The organism is Terriglobia bacterium (assembly GCA_020073185.1).
Taxonomy (GTDB): domain Bacteria; phylum Acidobacteriota; class Terriglobia; order Terriglobales; family Acidobacteriaceae; genus JAIQGF01.
This window is the reverse complement of the sequence record JAIQFT010000013.1, coordinates 36863-55608: the sequence shown is the minus strand read 5'-3', so window position 1 is coordinate 55608 and position 18746 is coordinate 36863. Positions and strand designations below refer to the sequence as shown.

Below are 18746 nucleotides of genomic sequence, written 5' to 3'. Positions count from 1 at the left end.
CGATGGACCATCCCACCTTCCAGCACGGCCTCTCGCTCTTCAACACTGGCCAGTACTTCGACGCCCACGAAGTCTGGGAAGACGTCTGGCGCGCCGCTCCTGCGGAAGAAAAGAAACTCCTCCAGGGTATGATCCAGATCGCGGTCGCGCTTCACCATCAAAGCCGCGGCAATCCCGCAGGCGCGCGCTCCCTGCTCGCTCGCGCGCAACGCAATCTCTCGCCTTATCCCGAATCCTATGCCGGGCTGAACCTCGCTGCAGTGCGCCAGGAAATCACCGCTTGCCAGCAAGCCCTCGCCGCCGGCCAGCCCTGCAACTTTCAAGTCAACTTACAAATCTCAAACTAGGCCTGCAGTTCGATTGAAACCGGTTTGCCGGCATCCAGCCAGCGCAAACGATGCGTCATGCCGGCGGCGGCAAAGGCCCGGGCAATATCCTCGGCGCCTTCGGAGAAGTGTGCCCAGCCTTCATAGTGCAACGGAACGATGAGCGCATTCGCGAACGCGCGGGCGGATTCCACCGCCTCGTCAGCGGTCATGGTGAGATGGAACGGCCCGACTTCGGGCACGCGTGCCGCGCCCAAATTAAGGAGCGCGGCTCGAATGGGAAACTTCTGCGCCACTTCCCCGACGCCTTCGTACCAGACCGTATCCCCGGAAAAGTAGACGGCCCGCTCCGGTGCATCGACAAAGTAGAACACAAACCCACTCACCGCGCCGCGGCTCAAGCCTGCGGGCCCGTGCCGCGCGGGCGTGCCGACCACGCGCAGCACACGCCCCTGCGGAGCGGCAATGGCAACGCTTTCCCATGTCTGCAGGCCCATACTGTTCCCACCGAGCCGCACAGCGCCTTCGGAAGTCGTCAGCACTTTCTTCGCTTTGACCAGCACTTCCCGCCCCGCGCGGTCGAGATTGTCGAAATGATGGTCGTGGCTGAGCAGCACGTAATCGACGTGCCCGAGGGCCTCGGCGCTGAGCGCCGGCCCTGCAAGCTTTCGCAGGACCGCTGCCCCGGACGGATACGCCCCGCCCGCAGGATCAAACGTCGGGTCGGTCAGCAGACGCACGCCGCCGAAGTCCACCAGCGCGGTAGGACCTCCGATGTACGTGATGGCGAGCGGCGGAGAATTCATCTCCGCTTTTGGATGCCGTCCGGCCGCGTGCGGGAGCCTTGTCATTCCCCGTGTGGCGAGGTGTCTACTCGTGCTCGGTACCCGGCAGCTCGGTACGGCGCAGCCAAGCACCGGTCAAGAATTGCAGATGCCTTACCGTCTCCGGCGCTTCGGAATTGCCACCGCCTTTGCCTGCTCTTCTTCCGGCGACAATATCCTTCTCACGATCGGCCCGTTCAACTTGTACTTCCGCTCCAACGTCTTGTCGTCGTCGTCCTTGACCCGCAGCGTGAAAGTCGGCAGCACGCCTTCCTTGCCGAAGTCCGCCGTTCCCACGGTTGCCGGGAAAACACCCGCCAACTTGCGCTCGCGATAGGCCGTCTCGTAGCGGTGCCGCTTCACGTTCCAGGTAAAAATGCGCGCCTGGTCAAAGTCCCACGGCAGGCCGTCTTTGTTCTCCGTCGCCAAGACCAGGTACTGTGGGACTTTCTTGTCCTCGTCCGCCACCTCGTTGAGCACGAAGTAGGCGACGATCCGCTGCCCTTCCGAGTACTGCGCAATCTCCATCGGCACATCCAGGTCGATCACGCGCGCCAGCACCCAGCCGGTGTGACCGTTCTGGTCGCGCACCAGCAGCCAGTCCTCGCGCGGTACCAGCGCCTCCTCCGACGTCGCGGCCGCCTTCTTCGCGCCCAGCCTCTCCGCTTTCGGCAACAAGGGCCTGATCCTGGACTGCGGCTTCTCCGCCGTCTCGCGCTTCAGCACCTCCACCTTCGTCCCATCCGCCATCTGGTACAGGTGCTCGGTCTCGCGCCCGGGTGTCAGGTGTATGTTGAGGCTGGCGCGCGTTGTACCGTGTGCCTGCACCGGCGCCCGCGCGGCTTCCTTCGCCAGCTTCTCGAAGCCGTCGTACACATCGGCCTCAACCAGGTAGCGCTCCTCAATCCACCCAATCTCGCCGCGCGCGTTCCTCACTTTCAGGAAGCGGCGGCTCTTCTCCAGCACCTCGACGCGCTCGCCGTTGTGCACCACGCCGGCCTTGTTGTAGACGGCCGCCACGCGGTCACGCAGGTTGGCCTGCGGCGCCGCCACGTACGCAATCTCCGCATGCTTCTGTCCGCCGCGCTTGCACCCGGAAAGAACCATCGCAAGGACAATGACGAGCGCGGCGAACGCCGCCGAGCGCCGCAACCTCCGCTGCCTCTGCGCCGATCCTGGCTCGTGGCTGGCCCGAAATGTCCGAGGAGAATTCACGGCAAGTTCACTATACCGCAGCGCGCGGCCTCACTTATGTGACGCGCGCTTGGGCGCTCAAGCTCTGGCGAATCGCATAAACTGCCAGCATCACCATCACCGGCTCAATCGGAAAGCGATAGCGCGCATCGGGAAAGGTGACGTAATACAGCACTGGATAGACCACCAGCGCGGGCGCAAAAAACCACGCCGCGCCACTGCGCCGCCGCGCCAGCTCAAGCAGGCCGGCGAACGCCAGCGACGCCAACGCTACCTGCGACCACTGCGGCAGCACGTCGCGCGGGGTGATGTCCTCGGAATAATCCTTCGGCACGCCGCACCAGAACAGCAGCGCCCGCCGCAGGCACAGATTGAAGAAAAACCCCGGACGCGCGCGGATGAACGCGATCGCCTCGCGCTTCTTCTCCGCAATGTAGGGCAGTTCGCCCATGCTGCGATAGCGCGCCAGCTCACTGTCGTTGAGCGGCGGATCGGTCCAACCCATCCAGATGCCGCGCGCCTGCTCCGCATTGCCAAACCGCAGCTCCGCGCCCAGGTTATCCCGCACGAACATCCACTGGCCGAACGTCTGGTGGTTGCGCACCAGCCACGGCGCAATCGTGATGATGGCGACAAGCACGGCGAGCCCCGCATGAGCGGCAAACGCGCGTTCGGTCTGCCATCGTTGCCAACATGCCCATGCCAGCGTGAATGGCGCCAGCGACAGCAACGACGGATTGGTCAGCGCGATCGCGCCCCACAGCAATCCCCAGGCGAACCACGGGCGCCAGTCGGATGCTGGGAGTCGCAGCGTCACCAGCAGCGCCAGCATCACCATCAGCGTGGAAAGCGATGTCTCCCATGCCCAGCGCACCGGGGTCCAGTAGAAGGTCGGAATCAGCGCCCACGACCACGCCGACCACAGCGCGATGCGCCTCTCCAGCACGCGCTCGGCAAGCAGGTACAGGGGGACCGCGGTCAGCGCCGCGCACAGGCTGTTGAACGTCAGGATGGCAATGCCGGACGCGGACGAGTACACGCCAAATACGCGAAACACGCCCGCGAGCAGGTACGGATAAAGCGGCGCAAGCCAAGCGGTCGGTCCGGTGTTGCCGTGGAACGGCGAGGCGAAGCCGTGGCCTTCGGCGATGGAGCGCGCCACGCGCCCGATCTCGTAGCCGAAATACCACCCTTGCTTGTCGGGATCGGTGATCGGCGCCACCGGCGGAAACGTATAGACCTTGGTCCACAACATCACCGCGACGCGCAGCGCGAATCCGCTGAGCACGATCCACCCCAGCGTCGCGCGCGGCGCAGGCGTAGGTCCGCCATTCACAAAGGTGCGGGATGCGCCATGCGCGGGCGCGATGGTGGGCGGAGACATGATGATGGACTGGCAGCGATTCTGACCGGAATCACGGTATGACGCAAGCGCTGGAAACAAAAACCAGCCGCGACCTCACGGCTGGTGAAACGAATTTAGCGGCAGTTAGTAGCTGGTAGCGGGCGGCGAAACAGCACAACCAGCTACCGACTGCCAGTTACGGTTTCACGCGGCATTTTCCTCGCTCGCGCGGTCGGGCAGGATAAGGTCAGCCTCTTCTTTCTTGGAGGACGACACCGGCGGCTGGACTGCTTCCGGCGATGGCGCCGAAGGGTTGTCGCTGCTGGGATGCAGTCGCATTTTGCGGCGCAGCCGCCGCTCGGTGTCATCCCAGGATTCGCGCGCTTTTTCCAGCCTCCGATGGGCCGCACCTCGATCCTGCTCCTCGGCTTTTCGGAGCTTGTCAAACAGGCCCATGGGTTCTCCTTGGAAAGCTCGTCCAACACCTTTTCTTGGATGCGAGGCCACGCGCAAGGGAAACTTCCGGCTGACAACAATTCCGCCATTCCGGTTGTGCTGCCAACGCATCAGAGACTAAGCTGCACCTTCCGCGATGCTGCCGTTCAAGATTGTTTACAGCGACGCTTACCGCCTGCCGATTGGCGAGCACGTCTTCCCCTCCGCCAAGTACCGCCTCACGCGCCAACGGCTGCTGGAGCGCGGCGTCGCCGGGCCGGAGGATTTCATCGCGCCGGAAAAAGCCCAGGACCGTGACATCCTGCTGGTGCACGGCGCCGACTGGGTGTACAAGCTGCAGACCGGCACGCTCACCGCGCGCGAGGAACTGCAGATGGAAATTCCCTACTCCGAAGAGCTGGTGGACGCCTTCTGGATGGCGGCCGGCGGCTCCATACTCGCCGGACGCTGCGCGCTGGAAGACGGCGTGGGCATCAACCTGGGCGGCGGATTCCATCACGCTTTTCCCGACCATGGCGAAGGCTTCTGCATGATCAACGACATCGCTGTCGCCATCCGGCGCCTACAAAAAGACGGAAAAATCGAGCGCGCGATGGTGATTGATTGCGACGTTCACCAGGGCAACGGCACGGCGATAATCTTCGGGCGCAAGCGCGCGCGGGCGCAGGCGTCGCAGGCGCTGCCCTCAGTGGGCGCTCCCATCCTGCGCAGCACCGAGCACGGCTTCGTTCGCGAGTTGCCCGCCGACGAAGGTCTCGATGTCTTCACCATTTCGCTCCACCAGGAAAACAACTACCCGACGTGGAAACCGCCGTCCTCGATTGACGTCAACCTGCCTGACGGCATCGGCGACGAGCAGTATCTGGGCTGGCTGGACAACGCGGTCAGCTCGGCGCTGCGCCAGTTCCAGCCGCAACTGATCAGCTACGTCGCCGGCGCCGATCCTTACCAGGAAGACCAGCTCGGCGGACTCAACCTGACCATCGAGGGCCTGAAGCAGCGCGACGAGTTTGTTTTCCACGTCGCCAAAACGCGCGGCATTCCGGTTATGGTGACCCTGGCGGGCGGTTACGCGCAGGACCTGGACGACACCATCGCGATTCACAGCAATACGGTGGCAGCGGCGAAAGCAGAGTTTGCTTAGGCGCAGGCGCAATGTATCAGGCCACGGCATCAGTCGTGGCCTGAGTCGTTAGCCGGCGGCGGCCCGCTCGCGATGGCCGCGGGCCATCTTGTTCACCGATTGGTAGAGCGCGGCAGCGAGAGCCTGTTGGCGGCGCGTGTTTTCCAGCAACTTGTCGCGCAAGTGCCGGGCGCGAGCACAAGACTGGTGCACATCGCTGGGCTTGATAGCGACGCGAATGCGGCCAGCCTCGAAGCGCGGCGGCTCCCCATTCGCGGGATCGAGCAAAGCGGCCTGGTTGTTCCCATTCCAAGATGTGTTCTGGTGATGCCCGTTGCCGGAATTTGGCGAAGGGCTGCTCCTGTCCTGCGAGCGCACCGGGGTGCTGTGCAGCCAAGCCTGGAGTTCGTAGGGAAAAGCCAGCACTGCGCTGCGGTCTTTGCCCTTGGGGCGATGCACGGGAAGGCCGAGGTCGCGTTCCCAGCGCTGCACGGTACGAACTCCACGTCCGAGATAGTTGGCAATTTCTTTCCAGCTATTGAGGATTTCCACAGGTTTCCTCGGGTCGAAATTTGGAATCAGCCCTACCTGGCGCGGCAACGAGTTGTGCCCGCAGGACACGCCGCGTGCGAACCGGGTTGGCTGTCGTCCCATTAAATTTTAACCACAGGGTTGGAACGCGAGGCAACAGAATTTTTTGCCGGGTGATCACCGCTTAAAATGGGAATGGAGTGCAGACCTGCGTGCCGGGATTGTGGTTGGTTTCGGGCAGGCGTATTCTTACGAGCACGTTTTTGCGGGGGTGAGGACATGCCGAATTCGAAAACCGCGCCCAAGGCTGCCAAGCCGAAGGCAGAGAACGGCTGGATACGGAAGTCGGAACTGGATGCGTGGCTGGACCGCTATCTGCCTGTGCCCACCCAGGTAATCTCCAACGAAGAGTACACGCCGATTCCGCAGACGCCGGAGCAGCGGCGGCTGGAGCGGGAGATCGTGGCCGGCGCGGAGCGGCAGGCGCGGCGGCTCGGCATGGACCGGCGCAAATTCCTGAAGACCTCGTGCGGCATGGCGCTGGCGTTCGCCGCGATGAACACGGTGTTCGGCAGGATGTTCACGGTCGATGCCGAGGAATTGTTTGAGCCGGCGGCCGTGGACGCGAAAAAGCTCAAGACCTTCATCTTCGATATTCAGACGCACCACGTGGCCATGCCAGAGCAGGCGCCGAAGGCCGACCAGGTTTTTCTCGGCGCGGTGGTGGGAATGCGTAACAACGCCACCAAAATGAACCCGGCGCTGAAGGACCGCAAGGCGACGATTGAGGACGCGTACATCGAGAACTACATCAAGGAGGTGTTTCTCGACAGCGAAACCGACGTGGTGGCGCTGAGCGCGCTGCCGGGGTCGTCGGAAGAAACGGACGTGCTGACGCCGGGGGTGATCTTCAAGAGCAAGAGTTGGATCAACCAGTTGACCAGCTCGCCGCGGGTGATCAGCCACGGATATTTTTCGCCCGACCTGGGGCAGGAAAACCTGGACCTGATGGACGCGCAGTTGTCGAAGCTGAAGATCAACGCATGGAAGGGCTACACCGGGGTGGCGCGCGCCAAGGGCAAACAGGGCTGGCGGCTAGATGACGAGAAGGGCACGTACCCGGCGCTGGAGCGGGCTCAGAAGCAGGGCGTGAAGAACATCTGCATCCACAAGGGGCTGCCGTTTCCGGGTGATCCACAGTGGTGGAGCCCGATGGACGTAACCAAAGCGGCGAAAGATTTTCCCAAGCTGAATTTCTTGATTTATCACTCCGGCTTCAGGGGGCCGCAGGCGGGGCTGGAGGCGGCGAAGGATGGGTTCCGCAAGACAACGTACATTCCGTGGACCTCGGACATCTGCGCGTGGAAGAAGAAAAATCCCGACGTGAAGAACATTTACATGGAGATGGGGAGCACGTTCGCGCTGATGGTATCCACCAGCCCGCTGCTGGCGGCGTACGTGATGGGGATGATCATTGCGGCCTTCGGCGCCGAACACGTGCTGTGGGGGACGGATTCGATCTGGTGGGGATCGCCGCAGTGGCAGATCGAGGCCTTCCGCCGGTTGGAGATGCCGGGGGACTTGCAGAAACGGTTTGGCTACAAGCCGCTGACGGCGGAGGTCAAGCGTGGCATCTTTGGATTGAACGCGGCGCGAGTCTACGGGATTGATCCGAGCGAAAAGATCAACCCGATGCCGGCAGATTACTTGCAGCGGCTGAGGAAGATGTACAAAGCATCGGGCATGGCGGAGCCAAGCCATACGCAGTATGGGTGGGTCAGGGCGTGACGACAGCAGTTAGGAGTCAGGAGTTTGTGGGTGAGGCAGTCATGCGTCAAGCCGTTCTACCCTCGCCGCCGCGTTGTTTTTCGGCCTCTCAGCAAACATTGCAACCGCCCGCAAGGATTCGTTAACCTCATTATTATCGGTGGGAAATTCACGTGCGACATCAGGCTCAAGAACAACGACGTTGGTGCCGGATGCATAGCGCGCCGCATGTTTCATCGGTCTTGTCATGCTGAGCGAATCATCACCGGCTACCAACTACCAACTACCAAGAAACTACTCCGGTCCACTTGATAGAATCAAATGACAAGCCATGTTTGAGAATCTCACGGACAAACTACAACGGGCGTTCAAGAACCTGCGCGGGCAGGGAAAGCTCACCGAAGAAAACATCGCGGAGGCGCTGCGCGAGATCCGGCTGGCGCTGCTGGAAGCCGACGTCAATTTCAAGGTCGTCAAGGAGCTGATCGAGCACATCCAGGCGAAGGCGGTGGGTCAGGAAGTCATGACCGCGCTGTCGCCGGCCGAGCAGGTGATCAAAATCGTGCGCGACGAACTGGTCGAGCTGCTGGGGCGCGACACGGCGAAGGTGAAATTCGCCTCGCAGCCGCCCAGCGTGGTGCTGATGGCCGGTCTGCAAGGGTCGGGCAAGACGACCACGTCAGGCAAGCTGGCGCACTGGCTGAAGAAGGGCGGGCACCGGCCCCTGCTGGTCTCGGTGGACGTGTATCGTCCGGCGGCGCGCGAGCAGTTGAAGATCGTGGCCAAGCAGGTAAGCGCGAACCTTTACGAAGGGCAGGTCGAGGAAGCAAACACCGCGACGGTGGAGCGGTTGGCCCGGGAAGCGCGGCGCGAGGCGGTGGTTACCGGCAGCGATGTGCTGATCGTGGACACCGCGGGCCGCTTGCACATTGACGAGCAGCTTATGGACGAGATGCAGTCGCTGAAAAAGCTGCTCAACCCGCAGGAGATTTTGTTCGTCGCCGACGCCATGACCGGGCAGGACGCGGTGAAATCGGCGGATGAGTTCCACAAGAAGCTGACACTCACCGGCGTGGTGCTCACCAAGATGGATGGCGACGCGCGAGGCGGCGCGGCGCTGTCGATCAGGAGCGTGACCGGGCAGCCGATCAAGTTCATCGGCATCGGCGAAAAGTACGACGCGCTGGAACCGTTTCACCCCGATCGTATTGTCGGACGGATTCTCGGCATGGGCGACATCCTGTCGCTGATCGAAAAAGCCGAGCAGACGCTGGACCGCAAGAAGGCCGAGGAGTTTACCACCAAGGCGCTGATGGGCGACGGGTTTTCACTGGAAGACTTCCGTGACCAGTTGCGCCAGGTGAAGAAAATGGGGTCGATCCAGAGCATCATGAAGATGCTGCCCAGTGTGGGCCCGTTCGCTGGTATGCAGAAAGCGGTGGACCACGTGGACGAGGGGCAGATCACGCGAGTGGAGGCGATCATCAATTCCATGACGCCGCACGAACGCGAGCACCACGACGTGATCAATGGCAGCCGGAGAAAACGCATTGCGCGCGGCAGCGGAACCACGGTGCAGGAAGTCAACCGGTTGTTGCGGCAGTACGCGCAGATGCGCAAGATGTTCAAGGGCATGGGAAAGGCGAGCTTCGGAAGGAAGTTGGCGGGAATGAAGTTCCCGGGAATGTAAGAAGTAGTGGGCAGTGGCTGGCGCCCAGTGCCTGTCGCTCGCAACTTAAAACCCGCAACTCGGAACCCGCCTTGCGCCTTCGACTGCGCTGATTCATACTGGCGCGCTGCTCCATCGATTATGGTGAAGTTATGGCCACCGAAACTCCTGAGGCTTCCGCTTATGCAGCGACCCTGAAGAAACTCGATGACGCCATTGGGCGCTATGTGCGTCCGGATACATTTCCGCTGGCGCTCCGCATGTTGAAGGCCGGCGAAGAGATCCCACCCGATGTGAAAGTGCCCAGCCGCGACCTGGGCGAGCAGTGGATCGTGTGCCAGTCCATTGGCATCGCGCGGCGTTACGGCTGGGGCATTGCGGTGGGCAGGAAAGACGTGATCTGCCCGCTAGCGGCGGTCGCTTTCGGCTTCCGCAAGCCGAATGACGAATACTTGCGGGGCTCCGCGGCACTCGGCATGTACTGCAAGGACGAACCGGCGGCGGCGAGCCTGGAAGCCAGCACCTGGAAGTTCGAGCCCGGCACCTACGAGCACGTGTGCGTGGCGCCGCTCAATCGGGCGAAGTTCAAGCCGCACGTCGTCGCGCTGTACGGCAACAGCGCGCAGGTGCTGCGGCTAGTGCACGCGACGTTGTACCAGCGCGGCGGGCGCGTGGTGAGCACCTCGGGCGGGCGACTGGACTGCTCCGAGATTGTCATCCAGACGATGAGCACCAACGAGCCCAAGGTGATCCTGCCCTGCAGCGGCGACCGCATTTTCGGCATGGCCCAGGACACGGAGATGGTGTTCGCCCTTCCCTGGGGCTGGGCGGAGGAGATCATCCAGGGACTGGAAGGCACGCATAAGGGCGGCATTCGCTATCCGATCACCGTGGCGATGCGCGAGACCGCCCGCATGCCGCCGACGTACCAGGAATTGATGAAAAAGCTCGAGGAGCGCGACGCGAAAGAGTAGGCATCGTCTAATCAAGACATGAAATGGCGAGGGCTGGAGGAGGCGAAATCGGGACTTGGACATGCAAGCCTGAAAGCCGCGCTGGATGAACGCCGCGCGCTGATGGAAAAGTACGTGCCCGCCGAAACGCAGGCGCTGAACCGGCGTGCGGTGGAGGAGATTCGCGGGTTGGGAATTGCGGAGTGGATTCTGCCGGTTGGGGCGGCAGCGCCGGAGTTCGAGTTGCCTGACCAGGACGGAAAGCAAGTTTCGTCTTCAGCTTTGCTGGCGAAGGGGCCGCTGGTGATCGTGTTCGTGCGCGGGCGCTGGTGCCCGTTTTGCGTGGCGACGGTGGAGGCGTGGAACGAGGCTCTGCCGCAGGTGCGGGAGGCTGGAGGGTCGCTGGTCGGAATTTCGCCGCAAACGATACACCAGTCTTACCTGATGCACGAGCAGCACAAGCCGGGGTTCCCGCTGCTGAGCGACACCGGCAATGCGGTGGCGCGGAAGTTTGGGCTGGTGTATCGGGTACCGCCTTATCAGCAGGAGATTCATGCGCGCACCTTTGTAAACCTGCCGTTTATCAATGGCGATTCGAGTTGGGAACTGCCGCTGCCGGCGGCGTATGTGGTCGGAGCCGATGGTACGGTCCAGTGCGCCAGCGCCGATGCGGACTATACGATGAGGGTGGAGCCTCTCGAAGTGCTGAAGTGCCTCAGCGGCTGAAGCTGGTTTTGGAAATGGCTGCTGAGCTGAAGCCTTGCGCCACCCGTTTATCGTTGCCAACAGGGGTATCTTCCGCAATAATTAAGGTTTGTCGCAGTCCTTGGGGAATCAACTGGAAAACCCATCAGGAAATAGCAGGAAAGGATGTTGCTCTGTGTTAATGATCCGACTGGCGCGCGTAGGCGCGCGTAAACAACCGCACTACCGGGTGGTGGTGATCGAAAAGGAGCGGGCGCGCAATGGGCGCTCGGTGGAAGTGGTGGGCACGTACAATCCGCGCACCACGCCGATGAGCGTGAATTTGAAGCGCGACCGCATTGATTATTGGGTGAGCAAGGGCGCCAGGATGTCGGAAACGGTGGCTCGGCTGGTGTCGAAGTACACGCCGGCGAGCGCGGAACCGGCGGCGTAAAAACAGGCTTCAGGCGCCAGGCTTGAGGCTTCAGGCGTGACGCGCTGGAGTTCTCCGTTAAACCCGGTGCCGCGTTCCCCAGTTTCTCCAACTCCAGAGGACCCGATGTCAAGCGAGCCTTCCGCATTGCGCACACAGCCTCCCGAGATTGACGTTTGCGGGCTGATCGAGCAAATTGCCAAATCGCTAGTGGACGAGCCGGACCAGGTGTCGGTGGAGGCGGTCGAGGAAGGCGGCGCCACCGTGCTGGAGTTGGAGGTTGCGCCCGGCGACCTGGGCCGCGTGATCGGCAAGCAGGGACGGACGGCACGCGCGTTCCGCGCAATCCTGGGCGCGGTCGGCGTGAAAGCAAATCACCGCTTCGAACTGGAGATCCTGGAATAGACGACGCTTTCATCACCATCGCCCGGGTGGTTAAGCCGCAAGGCCGGCACGGTGAAGTGGCGGCCGACATCCTCACCGATTTTCCCGAACGGTTCGCCGAACGCAGGCGAGTGTTTGCCCTCGACGAGAGCGGCGAGCGCCGGGGACTGCGCGTCGAGGACTTCTGGCCGCACAAGCAGCGGGTGGTGCTGAAATTCGAGGGCGTGGAGACGATCGGCGACGCGGAAACGCTGGTCGGGTGCGAGATCCAGATTCCGCGCCAGCAGCGGGCGGCGCTGGAAGAGGGTGCGGAGTACCTCGAGGATTTGGCTGGATGTGAGGTGCGCGCCGGCGGGCAGCTGATCGGCACGGTGGCCGACGTTCAGTTTGGAGCCGGAGAGGCGCCGTTGCTGGTGGTGCGTTCCGCAAAACGGGAGTTCTTGATTCCCCTGGCTGCGGCATACTTGCGGTGCATGGATACGGCGGCGAAGCGGATTGAGATGGAGCTGCCGGAGGGGATGCTGGAGCTGGACGCGCCGCTGTCAAAGGACGAGAAGGATTTGCAGGGGAAGAAAGGCGAGTAGCCGTTAGCTTTTAACCACAACGAATCAGCTAACAGCTAAGAGCTAAAAGCTGTTCCATGAAATTCGAAATCATCACCATCTTTCCGGATTTTTTTCGCGGGCCGCTGGATTACGGGATCGTGCGGCGGGCGCGGCAGTCCGGGCTGGTGGAGATCACGGTCCACGACCTGAGGGCATTCACCAAGGACAAGCATCGCACCGTAGATGATCGTCCGTTCGGCGGCGGCGAAGGCATGGTGCTGAAGCCGGAGCCGATTTTCGATTGCCTGGAGTTTTTGCGGGTCACGCCGCGGGCAGAGCGGATCAGGAGCCGGGAACTGGGAGTCAGGAGTCCGCGCGCCAGAGAATCGGTTGTCCTGTTGTCGCCGCAGGGAGAGCTGTTCAACCAGCGGGTAGCGGCCGAATTGGCGCAGTTGGAGCGGGTGTTCCTGATCTGCGGGCGCTACGAGGGAGTGGATGAGCGGGTAAGCGAGTACCTGGCGGATCGCGAGGTTTCGGTTGGAGATTTTGTCTTGAGCGGCGGGGAGTTGCCGGCGGCGATTATCGCTGATGCGGTAACGCGGCTGCTGCCGGGCGCGCTGGGGAATGAGGCGTCGGCGCGAACGGAGTCGTTCGGCGCCGGCGAAGTGAGCGTCCGACTGCCGGTGGATGGCGAGGGCAAGCGGATTCCCGATTCCACGATCAGCGCCGGCGGGTTGCTGGATTATCCGCATTACACCCGTCCGGCGGACTTTCGCGGCCTGGCGGTGCCGGAACCGCTGGTCTCTGGCGATCACGAGGCAATCCGGCGCTGGCGCCGCAAAAGGGCGCTGGAGAAAACGTTGCGCAACCGGCCGGAGTTGCTGCAACGGGTTGTTCTCAGCGATGAGGACCGGGAAATCGTGGATGAACTCCGCAAAGTGCCAGGCCTGAAGCCTGTAGCCTAGCGCCCAAGGCCAAGTGGCTGTTATATTGAAACTTCGACTTTACGAAGGAAAAGTGTCATGTCTACCTCACCGATACTGCAGAAGCTGCTGGCGAAAAGGCAGCGCACCGACCTGCCGCCATTCCATGCCGGCGACACCGTGCGTGTGCATGTGAAGATCAAGGAAGGCGACAAGGAACGCTTGCAGGCGTTCGAGGGCGTAGTCATTGCCCGCAGCCGCGGCCCCCAGGCAAGCTTTACCGTCCGCAAAATGAGCTTCGGGCATGGGGTGGAGCGCATCTTCCCGCTAAATTCCAAAGTCATCGACAAGATCGACGTGCTGCGCTCGGCCCGCGTCCGCCGCGCCAAGCTGTACTATCTGCGCGCCCGCCGCGGCAAGGCCGCCCGCCTGCGCGAAGCGGAATAAAGGCCGAATCAAGGCCACCACGGATCGCCACGGATTTGCACGGATCGTTTTTTGTACACTGGATCGGAACGCCTTGATCCGTGGACATCCGGGTCAATCCGTGGTTAAGTTTTCTCCGTGCCCCGCCTGTTGAAGCCCGTCGAAGAAATTTCGCCCTCGGCGGCGAAGATGCGCCTGCTGAAGCGGCTGAAGTGTACCCTGAGATTTGAAAAGCAGGCGTGGGCCGCCGGCGCCCGTCTGGTGGCCGGCGTGGACGAGGTCGGCCGCGGGGCGTTCTTCGGGCCGGTGGTGGCCGGTGCCGTCATCCTGGATCCCAATTACCGCATTCGCGGACTGCGCGATTCCAAGCTGCTGCCGCCGCAGCGGCGTGAAATGCTGGCGGAGCGCATCAAGCAGCACTGCATTGCCTGGGCGGTGGCGGCGGTGGACGCGGCGCGCATCGACCAGCTCAACATCTACCACGCCTCCCTGCTGGCGATGGTGGAGGCGGTGGCGCAACTCAAGCCGCCGCCCGATCACTTGCTGCTGGATGCGGTGCGGGTGCAGTACGAGTGCGCGCAGACCAAGATCATTCATGGAGACGCGCTGTCGGCGTCGATCGCGGCGGCCTCGATCGTCGCCAAGGTCTATCGCGACGAACTGGTACGCCGCTGGGCGCCGGTGTTTCCCGCCTACGATCTCGCTTCCAACAAGGGCTACCGTAGCCCCAAGCACATTGCCGGCCTGCGCAAGTACGGACCGTCGCCGCTGCATCGCCAGTCGTTTGCGCCGGTGTGGATGGCGCAGCATCCGCAGCAGGTGCTGGAGTTCATGCTGACGGAAAAGGAAGAAGACAATTAAGAAGCTATCTGGCTTTGTTGACGTCCTTTTTCGTTCGAGCTGCTCATCCTTGCGGACTGCGTGGCCTCAGCCCCACAGGGGCGACAGAACCTAGCCCGGCACGTAAGTGCCGGGAAAGCTGCTTCTGAAATCCACAGAGTCCCGTAGGGACGGCACGAAGTGAAACTTGCTTCCTGCGAGGATCTCAACAGAGCCAAGCTAGACTAGCCCATAAATGGTTTTGGGTAGGGCACGGCTTCAGCCGTGCCGCCCAGAGTCGCAAATAATGCGGGCTTTAGCCCCTGAGGGAGTCCGCACTTTGCTGAAATGGTTCATGATGAGATGTCTTCTGGCAATGGGTTAGCAATTGGCGCGTCTTGTAAGATGTGAAACGACGAGGGCGTGGCGGGCCAATGTTGCGACTGCTGTGTGTGACGGCGCATCCCGATGACGAGGCCGGAGGGTTCGGCGGCTCGCTGCTGCTCTACCGGGAACGCGGCGTCGAGACCTACGTTGTGTGCTTGACGCCGGGACAGGCGGCAACGCACCGTGGCAATACGCGGTCGGAAGAAGAGCTGGCCGAACAAAGAAAGCGGGAGTTCGCGGCGTCGTGCCGGATCCTGAAGGTCACGCGCGGCGAGGTGCTCGACTACCCGGACGCTGCACTGGACCGCACAGATTTTTACCGCGTCGTCGAAGACCTGGTTTTACGCGTGCGCACCATACGGCCGCAGGTGATCATGACGTTCGGACCGGAAGGCGCGGTCACGGCGCATCCGGACCACTCGATGGTGGCATCGTTCACCACCATGGCGTTTCACTGGGCGGGGCGCGCCAACCGTTACGTCGAGCAGTTGAACAACGGCCTGAGGCCGCACCGCGCGCACAAGCTGTACTATTCCACGGCCTTGTTTACGTTGGCGGATCGTCAACCGGTGGCGCTGCCTCCGGCAACCACCACGATTGACATCGGCGATTACCTGGAAACCAAGATCTCCGCCTTCAAGGCGCACAAAAGCCAGACGCCGCTGTTCTCGTTGTTTGAAAACAACGTGCGCAAGCGCGGACACGAGGAGCAGTTTCACTTGGTGGCGCGCTCCGTGCCCAGCGTCATCAACCCGGAAACGGATTTGTTCGAGGGAGTGGAAGAGGAGTTCTGAGTTGCGAGCGTAAGCAGCGATTGCGATCGCGTGTCGCCGCGGATTTCAGATCTTCTGCTCTCCAGTGACAAGTCGGCATGGCGTCGTCGCAGGGATGCGGAGGAAGCAAAGATCTCTCCCCCGCGCAACTCGATCGCTACCGGTTTACTGGCGGAGCCCGCCTCAAACTCCAGAGAGTTGGTGCCGCTTCCGCGTCTGTAACCCGCCTTCGCTCCTGACTCCAAGGCCAGCGCGGGTACTCCGTGAACCGTGACGCTCTCATTGAACTTCACCAGCACGCGGCCGCTCGTCTGCTCAACCTTGACCACCCGGGGCGCCGAAGTGCTCTCTGGATTCCAGTCGGGCAGCGTCCACTCCGCCGTCACCGTTGCCTTCGTTCGTGCCGGCGATTGCTCGATGTTGTTCTTGAGCCACGGATAATCCGGAGCCTTGTTGTCGGCGAAGTAGATGCGCCCCTCCCCCCACTTCATTTGATATTCCTTGGCAGGCTCGCGCCTAATCTGTCCATTCGCTCGCAGCCGGTCTGAAATCCTGTCGTCCACGAAGTACCATGCCGCGTCGCGGAAATACGACCCCAGTCCGAATGGCTCCGGGCCGTCGATCGCCGAGTTGCGTATGACCAGCTTGTCGGACTCCCGCGTCAGCCCTTCGTTGAACAAACAGTTCTTGGTTCCGCCCATGCACCAGAACCTGGAGTTCACGGCGTAGGTTGTCCCGCGCGGCACCATGATGTGATAGGTGCCCCACACGTACACGTTGTTCAAGTAATACTCGGCGCCGTTCCCCAGCTTCCATCGCCGCGCCGCCAGCACCAGCGTATCCCCGCCAAATCCCACCACGTCCGCGTTGGCGATCACGATGCGCGTCGCATCACCGACGATCGACAGCGCCGCCCCTTTGCCCTTCTCGGATTGGAACGAGTTCGCGACTGTCAGGTTCTCGAAGGCCACTTCCGAGCCGTCGCTAATCACCGTCGCGCACTGCTCCTCTTGGGATTGATCGGCGGCAACAGGACAGGAACTGGTGTCCACCGCGGCGGTAATCAGAGTCTTTCTGCGATCTTCGCCGCGCAGCGTCAAGAAGGACCTGTGAATCCGCACCTGCTCGCGGTACGTCCCGTTCTTGATGTGAATTACGACGCGCTCGCGATTGCCCTCGGGCACTGAATCCACCGCGGCTTGAATGCTCTGGAACTGGGCGCGCCCTTGCGCCGCAACCGTAATGTCGAGTGCGTTGGCAAGGCGCCCACCTAACAGAAGGACCAATCCCGTAAAGTACAAGGCTAGACCAATACGTTTCCGCATAACAAAAGTGGTAATGCCACCATAGGCAAGCCGATGCCCTCTGCCGGACCACAACGGCACTTAAAGGTGCTTTAAATGACTAGTCACCGTTGACAACGTTGGTATCGGAGCGGGATACTCGTACGACATTCTACGCAATTCTTATCTAATGTGGCTATACCACTTTGGTTGGTTGTCGATTCAGGCGTGACATGGTCAGCAGCCCCACGAATGCTCCTCAGCGCGGCGACGGCAAGTCGGCATGGAAGGGGAGCGCCGAACAAGTGGTTTCCTTCGTGCGCCACTTGATCGAGCGCGGTCAGTTGTGCCCGGGAGACCGTCTGTCGGCCGAGCGGGACCTTGCCCTGCAGATCGGCGTCAGTCGTCCCACGGTGCGCGTCGGCCTAAGGGCCTTGTCCGCCATGGGGGTAGTGCAGTCGAGACATGGTTCCGGGACATATATCACTGCCGGGCCGCCCAGTTTGGGTTCTGAGCCACTGAATTTTCAAGCCGCGTTGCATGGGTTTACTCAGGAACAAATGTTCGAGGCACGCCGCATTCTCGAAGTCGGCGCGGCGGGATTGGCGGCACAACGCGCCCGGCCGGAAGCGATCGCCAAAATTGCCGATGAGGTTAGCAATCTGTTTGCGGCGATCGACGAAAAGGACCTTTTCCTGGTCCACGACATGAGTTTCCACCGTGCAGTGGCGGCGGCATCGGAGAATCCGATCGTTGCTTCCTTGGTGGAAATGGTCTCCACTCTTTTCTACGAGAGGCGCAAACCGACAGCGAGACTGGCCACCGAAACCAATCTTCGCGAAGCCGCCCAGATGCACCGGCTTGTTTATCAGGCGATTCGCGCTCACGATCCCGAGGCCGCACGATCCGCCATGGACAAACACCTGCTGATATCCGGCGAACATCATGCGCTAGAGCAGTCCGGCATGGAACTCAAGTCTGCTCTATTGCCAGGGACTGCTTGGCGTGGCCGGAATGAGCGGTCACCCCGGAGAGGAAAAGGAAGGCAATCAAGAGGCGATGAATAGTTACGAGGGGTTCATTAAGGCTTTTGACTTTACCGGGCAAACGGTCGTGATCACTGGCGGCGCCGGTGTCTTGGGCGGCGAAATGGCGTGCGCCCTGACCGGCTGCGGCGCGCAGGTCGCCATTCTGGACCTCAACCTCGAACCCGGCAAGGCCCTGCTGGAGCGAATGGGCAAGTGCGCCGCCCAGGCCGAACTGTTTGCCGGCAACGTGCTTCAGGTTGACAGCCTGAAGAAGGCGGCGGCCGACGTCCTCGCTCGTTTCGGAAAGATCGATTGCCTCATCAACGCCGCGGGAGGAAACAAGCCGCAAGCGACTACCGGTGCCGAGCTGAAATTCTTCGACCTGCCCACCGAAGCCCTGCGCTGGGTTTTTGACCTGAACATTCTCGGCACCATCCTGCCCTGTCAAGTTTTCGGCAAGATCATGGCGGAGCAAGGACACGGAACCATCCTGAATATTTCCTCGATGAATGCCTTTCGTCCCTTGACTCGTATTCCTGCGTATTCGGCCGCCAAGGCGGGCGTCAGCAATTTCACCCAATGGCTGGCCGTGCACATGGCCCAGGAGTGCTCGCCGCGCATTCGCGTCAACGCCATTGCACCCGGTTTCTTCCTCACCGAACAGAACCGGTTCCTGCTGACAGATCGCGACACCGGCGAGTTAACCCCGCGTGGCAAATCGATCATCGCCCACACTCCCATGGCCAGGTTTGGTGAAGCCCAGGACCTGTTTGGAGCCGTGTTGTGGTTGTTGTCACCCGCGTCTGCCTTCGTTACCGGCACTGTGGTCGCCGTTGACGGTGGTTTCGCTGCCTACAGCGGTGTTTGAAGGAG

At 61.9% G+C, this 18746-nt stretch carries 22 protein-coding genes; 15 read left to right on the top strand and 7 right to left on the bottom strand.

What is annotated here, in order from left to right; translation table 11 throughout:
• Positions 1 to 2: 2 nt before the first annotated feature.
• Positions 3 to 347 carry a DUF309 domain-containing protein gene (locus LAN64_06530; GenBank protein MBZ5567491.1) on the top strand — a complete coding sequence of 115 codons (345 nt, stop codon included), beginning with the start codon at positions 3 to 5 and terminating at the stop codon, positions 345 to 347.
• Here the strand turns inward: LAN64_06530 and LAN64_06525 are convergent.
• The 4 genes from LAN64_06525 to LAN64_06510 all read right to left on the bottom strand — a co-directional run bounded on the left by LAN64_06525 (position 344) and on the right by LAN64_06510 (position 4145).
• On the bottom strand, positions 344 to 1132 hold the full coding sequence (locus LAN64_06525) for an MBL fold metallo-hydrolase (GenBank protein MBZ5567490.1): 789 nt from the start codon (positions 1130 to 1132) through the stop codon (positions 344 to 346). The genes LAN64_06530 and LAN64_06525 overlap by 4 nt on opposite strands.
• Before the next feature lie 132 nt (positions 1133 to 1264).
• The gene (locus tag LAN64_06520; GenBank protein ID MBZ5567489.1) at positions 1265 to 2365 is read right to left on the bottom strand and encodes an SH3 domain-containing protein; all 1101 of its coding nucleotides are present in this window, start codon (positions 2363 to 2365) and stop codon (positions 1265 to 1267) included.
• Between the two features lie 34 nt (positions 2366 to 2399).
• Positions 2400 to 3728 (bottom strand): glycosyltransferase family 39 protein, encoded by a 1329-nt coding sequence (locus LAN64_06515; GenBank protein ID MBZ5567488.1) that lies wholly within the window; start codon positions 3726 to 3728, stop codon positions 2400 to 2402.
• Positions 3729 to 3893: 165 nt separating this feature from the next.
• Positions 3894 to 4145, bottom strand: a complete 252-nt coding sequence (locus LAN64_06510) for a hypothetical protein (protein ID MBZ5567487.1) — start codon at positions 4143 to 4145, stop codon at positions 3894 to 3896.
• Between the two features lie 136 nt (positions 4146 to 4281).
• Here LAN64_06510 and LAN64_06505 point away from each other — a divergent pair, with 136 nt between their 5' ends.
• Positions 4282 to 5289, top strand: a complete 1008-nt coding sequence (locus LAN64_06505) for a histone deacetylase (GenBank protein MBZ5567486.1) — start codon at positions 4282 to 4284, stop codon at positions 5287 to 5289.
• A gap of 48 nt (positions 5290 to 5337) precedes the next feature.
• Here the strand turns inward: LAN64_06505 and LAN64_06500 are convergent, their stop codons facing one another.
• Entirely contained in the window at positions 5338 to 5820 is a 483-nt protein-coding gene (locus tag LAN64_06500; GenBank protein MBZ5567485.1) for a hypothetical protein, read from the bottom strand.
• A 258-nt stretch (positions 5821 to 6078) separates the two neighbouring features.
• Between LAN64_06500 and LAN64_06495 the strand changes: the two genes are divergently transcribed.
• A complete protein-coding gene (locus tag LAN64_06495) occupies positions 6079 to 7587 on the top strand; it encodes an amidohydrolase (protein ID MBZ5567484.1) in 1509 nt (502 codons plus the stop codon).
• A 39-nt stretch (positions 7588 to 7626) separates the two neighbouring features.
• On the opposite strand, the gene LAN64_06490 is transcribed toward LAN64_06495, so the two are convergent.
• A complete protein-coding gene (locus LAN64_06490; GenBank protein ID MBZ5567483.1) occupies positions 7627 to 7815 on the bottom strand; it encodes a hypothetical protein in 189 nt (62 codons plus the stop codon).
• Between the two features lie 82 nt (positions 7816 to 7897).
• Between LAN64_06490 and ffh the strand changes: the two genes are divergently transcribed.
• The 10 genes from ffh (at position 7898) to LAN64_06440 (ending at position 15583) form a co-directional block, all read left to right on the top strand.
• On the top strand, positions 7898 to 9256 hold the full coding sequence (gene ffh / locus LAN64_06485) for a signal recognition particle protein (GenBank protein ID MBZ5567482.1): 1359 nt from the start codon (positions 7898 to 7900) through the stop codon (positions 9254 to 9256).
• A gap of 131 nt (positions 9257 to 9387) precedes the next feature.
• Positions 9388 to 10209, top strand: coding sequence for a DUF169 domain-containing protein (locus LAN64_06480; protein ID MBZ5567481.1), 822 nt, complete (start codon positions 9388 to 9390; stop codon positions 10207 to 10209).
• An 18-nt stretch (positions 10210 to 10227) separates the two neighbouring features.
• Complete coding sequence (locus LAN64_06475) at positions 10228 to 10914, top strand: AhpC/TSA family protein (protein ID MBZ5567480.1); 687 nt, start codon at positions 10228 to 10230, stop codon at positions 10912 to 10914.
• A gap of 160 nt (positions 10915 to 11074) precedes the next feature.
• Positions 11075 to 11326, top strand: coding sequence for a 30S ribosomal protein S16 (rpsP, locus tag LAN64_06470; GenBank protein ID MBZ5567479.1), 252 nt, complete (start codon positions 11075 to 11077; stop codon positions 11324 to 11326).
• 105 nt (positions 11327 to 11431) lie between these two features.
• Positions 11432 to 11710 (top strand): KH domain-containing protein, encoded by a 279-nt coding sequence (locus LAN64_06465; GenBank protein ID MBZ5567478.1) that lies wholly within the window; start codon positions 11432 to 11434, stop codon positions 11708 to 11710.
• Entirely contained in the window at positions 11707 to 12273 is a 567-nt protein-coding gene (gene rimM / locus LAN64_06460; GenBank protein MBZ5567477.1) for a ribosome maturation factor RimM, read from the top strand. Before LAN64_06465 ends, rimM begins: the two co-directional genes overlap by 4 nt.
• 56 nt (positions 12274 to 12329) lie before the next feature.
• Positions 12330 to 13199 (top strand): tRNA (guanosine(37)-N1)-methyltransferase TrmD, encoded by an 870-nt coding sequence (trmD, locus tag LAN64_06455; GenBank protein ID MBZ5567476.1) that lies wholly within the window; start codon positions 12330 to 12332, stop codon positions 13197 to 13199.
• A gap of 75 nt (positions 13200 to 13274) precedes the next feature.
• On the top strand, positions 13275 to 13604 hold the full coding sequence (gene rplS, locus LAN64_06450; GenBank protein MBZ5567475.1) for a 50S ribosomal protein L19: 330 nt from the start codon (positions 13275 to 13277) through the stop codon (positions 13602 to 13604).
• Between the two features lie 168 nt (positions 13605 to 13772).
• Positions 13773 to 14444 carry a ribonuclease HII gene (locus LAN64_06445; protein ID MBZ5567474.1) on the top strand — a complete coding sequence of 224 codons (672 nt, stop codon included), beginning with the start codon at positions 13773 to 13775 and terminating at the stop codon, positions 14442 to 14444.
• A 392-nt stretch (positions 14445 to 14836) separates the two neighbouring features.
• Entirely contained in the window at positions 14837 to 15583 is a 747-nt protein-coding gene (locus LAN64_06440; protein MBZ5567473.1) for a PIG-L family deacetylase, read from the top strand.
• On the opposite strand, the gene LAN64_06435 is transcribed toward LAN64_06440, so the two are convergent.
• The gene (locus LAN64_06435; protein ID MBZ5567472.1) at positions 15505 to 16887 is read right to left on the bottom strand and encodes a hypothetical protein; all 1383 of its coding nucleotides are present in this window, start codon (positions 16885 to 16887) and stop codon (positions 15505 to 15507) included. The genes LAN64_06440 and LAN64_06435 overlap by 79 nt on opposite strands.
• A 191-nt stretch (positions 16888 to 17078) precedes the next feature.
• Between LAN64_06435 and LAN64_06430 the strand changes: the two genes are divergently transcribed.
• A complete protein-coding gene (locus LAN64_06430) occupies positions 17079 to 17912 on the top strand; it encodes a FadR family transcriptional regulator (protein MBZ5567471.1) in 834 nt (277 codons plus the stop codon).
• Positions 17905 to 18741, top strand: a complete 837-nt coding sequence (locus LAN64_06425) for an SDR family oxidoreductase (GenBank protein ID MBZ5567470.1) — start codon at positions 17905 to 17907, stop codon at positions 18739 to 18741. Before LAN64_06430 ends, LAN64_06425 begins: the two co-directional genes overlap by 8 nt.
• The last annotated feature ends 5 nt before the right edge of the window (positions 18742 to 18746 follow it).

Excerpts from the sequence above, each read along its gene's own strand:
- LAN64_06510 (MBZ5567487.1), bottom strand. The coding sequence starts at position 4,145 with ATGGGCCTGTTTGACAAGCTCCGAAAAGCCGAGGAGCAGGATCGAGGT.
- LAN64_06525 (MBZ5567490.1), bottom strand. The coding sequence starts at position 1,132 with ATGAATTCTCCGCCGCTCGCCATCACGTACATCGGAGGTCCTACCGCG.
- LAN64_06475 (MBZ5567480.1), top strand. The coding sequence starts at position 10,228 with ATGAAATGGCGAGGGCTGGAGGAGGCGAAATCGGGACTTGGACATGCA.
- rpsP (MBZ5567479.1), top strand. The coding sequence starts at position 11,075 with ATGATCCGACTGGCGCGCGTAGGCGCGCGTAAACAACCGCACTACCGG.
- LAN64_06440 (MBZ5567473.1), top strand. The coding sequence starts at position 14,837 with ATGTTGCGACTGCTGTGTGTGACGGCGCATCCCGATGACGAGGCCGGA.
- LAN64_06515 (MBZ5567488.1), bottom strand. The coding sequence starts at position 3,728 with ATGTCTCCGCCCACCATCGCGCCCGCGCATGGCGCATCCCGCACCTTT.
- LAN64_06530 (MBZ5567491.1), top strand. The coding sequence starts at position 3 with ATGGACCATCCCACCTTCCAGCACGGCCTCTCGCTCTTCAACACTGGC.
- ffh (MBZ5567482.1), top strand. The coding sequence starts at position 7,898 with ATGTTTGAGAATCTCACGGACAAACTACAACGGGCGTTCAAGAACCTG.
- LAN64_06490 (MBZ5567483.1), bottom strand. The coding sequence starts at position 7,815 with ATGACAAGACCGATGAAACATGCGGCGCGCTATGCATCCGGCACCAAC.
- LAN64_06425 (MBZ5567470.1), top strand. The coding sequence starts at position 17,905 with ATGAATAGTTACGAGGGGTTCATTAAGGCTTTTGACTTTACCGGGCAA.
- LAN64_06505 (MBZ5567486.1), top strand. The coding sequence starts at position 4,282 with ATGCTGCCGTTCAAGATTGTTTACAGCGACGCTTACCGCCTGCCGATT.
- LAN64_06495 (MBZ5567484.1), top strand. The coding sequence starts at position 6,079 with ATGCCGAATTCGAAAACCGCGCCCAAGGCTGCCAAGCCGAAGGCAGAG.
- LAN64_06435 (MBZ5567472.1), bottom strand. The coding sequence starts at position 16,887 with ATGCGGAAACGTATTGGTCTAGCCTTGTACTTTACGGGATTGGTCCTT.
- LAN64_06465 (MBZ5567478.1), top strand. The coding sequence starts at position 11,432 with ATGTCAAGCGAGCCTTCCGCATTGCGCACACAGCCTCCCGAGATTGAC.
- LAN64_06445 (MBZ5567474.1), top strand. The coding sequence starts at position 13,773 with ATGCGCCTGCTGAAGCGGCTGAAGTGTACCCTGAGATTTGAAAAGCAG.
- LAN64_06430 (MBZ5567471.1), top strand. The coding sequence starts at position 17,079 with ATGGTCAGCAGCCCCACGAATGCTCCTCAGCGCGGCGACGGCAAGTCG.
- trmD (MBZ5567476.1), top strand. The coding sequence starts at position 12,330 with ATGAAATTCGAAATCATCACCATCTTTCCGGATTTTTTTCGCGGGCCG.
- LAN64_06480 (MBZ5567481.1), top strand. The coding sequence starts at position 9,388 with ATGGCCACCGAAACTCCTGAGGCTTCCGCTTATGCAGCGACCCTGAAG.